This is a genomic window from Kitasatospora sp. NPDC002543, assembly GCF_053594915.1.
Window position 1 is genome coordinate 1 of sequence record NZ_JBSFWR010000223.1, and the last position, 2,310, is coordinate 2,310.

Annotated in this window: 1 protein-coding gene; it reads left to right on the top strand. The window is 74.0% G+C overall.

From position 1 onward, the window contains the following. A partial coding sequence (locus tag ACWD4P_RS38105) for a type I polyketide synthase (protein ID WP_449782806.1) occupies positions 1-2,310 on the top strand: 2,310 nt, incomplete at both ends.

A 2,310-nucleotide genomic window follows, 5' to 3' on the forward strand; every position in this document is an offset into this window, starting at 1 on the left:
CAATGCCCTCATCGGCGCGCTGGACACCCAGAGCCTGGACCACGTCCTCGCCCCCAAGGCGGACGCCGCCTGGCACCTCCACGAACTCACCGCCGGTCTCGACCTGCGCCTGTTCGTGCTCCTGTCCTCCGCCGGAGGCCAGGTCCTCGCCGCCGGCCAGGGCAACTACGCCGCCGCCAACACCTTCCTCGACGCCCTCGCCGCCCACCGCAACGCCCAAGGCCTCACCGCCACCGCCATCGCCTACGGCCTCTGGGCCACGGAGACCGGCCTCGGCGGCGTGCTCGCCGAGGCCGAGGAGCGGATGGCCCGCCTCGGCATGCCGGCCGTCCCGGTCGCCGAGGGCCTGGCCCTGTTCGACGAGGCGACCGCCGCCGGCCGGGCGAACGTCACCGGTCTGCGCGTCGACCGCCGCACCCTGGAGTCCCGCACCGACGAACTCCCCGCCCTCCTGCGCGGCATGGTCCGCACGGGCCTGCGCCGCGCCGCCACCGGCGCCACCGGCTCGCTCGCGGGCGGCCTCGCGGCCCGACTGGCCGGCCTCACCGCCGACCAGCGCCTGACCGAACTCACCACCCTGGTCCGCACCGAGGTCGCCGCCGTCCTCGGCCACACCACCCCCGACGCGATCGAACCCGACCGCGCCTTCCAGGAGTTGGGCTTCGACTCGCTCTCCGCCGTCGAACTGCGCAACCGCCTCAACACCGCCACCGGCCTGCGCCTGCCGGCCACCCTCGTCTTCGACTACCCCTCCGCCCACGCCGTCGCCCAGCACATCGCCACCGAGGCACTCGGCGCGACGAGCTCCTCGATCACCCCGGTGGTCGGCACCGCGACGGCCGTCAGCGACGACCCGATCGCGATCGTCGGCATGGCCTGCCGCTACCCCGGCGGCGTCACCACCCCCGAGCAGCTCTGGCAGCTGGTCGCCGACGGCGCCGACGCCATCGGCGACTTCCCCGCCGACCGCGGCTGGGACCTCCGGCAGCTCTTCGACCCGACGCCCGGCGTCGAGGGCAAGATCTACACCCGGAACGGCGGATTCCTTTACGACGCGGGCGAGTTCGACCCGGCTTTCTTCGGGATCAGCCCCAACGAGGCACTGATCATGGATCCGCAGCAGCGTCTCCTCCTGGAGACCTCCTGGGAGGCCATGGAGCGGGCCGGCATCGACCCCACGGGCCTCAAGGGCTCGGCGACCGGCGTGTTCGCCGGCGTGATGTACCACGACTACGCCAAGGGCAACGAGGTCGGCACCACCAGCGGCGGCAGCCTGGTCTCCGGTCGTATCTCCTACACCCTCGGCCTGGAGGGCCCGTCGGTCACCGTCGACACGGCGTGCTCCTCCTCCCTCGTCGCCATGCACCTCGCCGGCCAGGCCCTGCGTTCCGGCGAGTGCTCGCTCGCCGTGGCCGGCGGCGTCGCCGTGATGGCGACCCCCGACATGCTGATCGAGTTCAGCCGCCAGCAGGGCCTCTCCCCTGACGGCCGGGCCAAGTCGTTCTCCGACTCGGCCGACGGCACCGGCTGGGCCGAGGGCGTGGGCGTCCTGCTGCTGGAGCGGCTCTCCGACGCCCGCCGCAACGGCCACCCCGTGCTCGCCGTCGTCCGCGGCTCGGCCGTCAACCAGGACGGCGCCTCCAACGGCTTCTCCGCCCCCAACGGCCCCTCGCAGCAGCGGGTCATCCGCCAGGCCCTGACCTCGGCGGGCCTGACCACGGCCGACGTCGACCTCGTCGAGGCGCACGGCACCGGCACCCGCCTCGGTGACCCGATCGAGGCCCAGGCGCTGCTCGCCACTTACGGCCAGGGACGCGAGGACGGCGCGCCGCTGTGGCTCGGCTCCATCAAGTCCAACATGGGCCACGCCCAGGCCGCAGCCGGCGTCGCGGGTGTCATCAAGGTCGTCGAGGCCATGCGCCACGGCGTCATGCCGCCCACGCTCCACGCCGAGCAGCGCTCCTCGCAGGTGGAGTGGGAGGCCGGCGCCGTCGAACTGCTCACCGAGTCCCGCGAATGGCCCCTCGGTGAGCGGCCGCGCCGGGCCGGTGTCTCCTCCTTCGGTATCAGCGGCACCAACGCCCACGTGATCATCGAAGGCGTCGAGGCACAGGCCGCCGTCGACGGCGGTCTGGCGGAAGCCCCGGTCGTTCCGGTGGTGCTGTCGGCGAAGACCGCGCCCGCCCTGCGGGAGCAGGCCGCCCGCCTGCACGCACACCTGACCGCGCACCCCGAGGTGCGGGTGCCGGACGTCGCGCACGCCCTGGTCACCGCCCGCGCGAGCTTCGAGCACCGGGCGGTCGTCGCGGC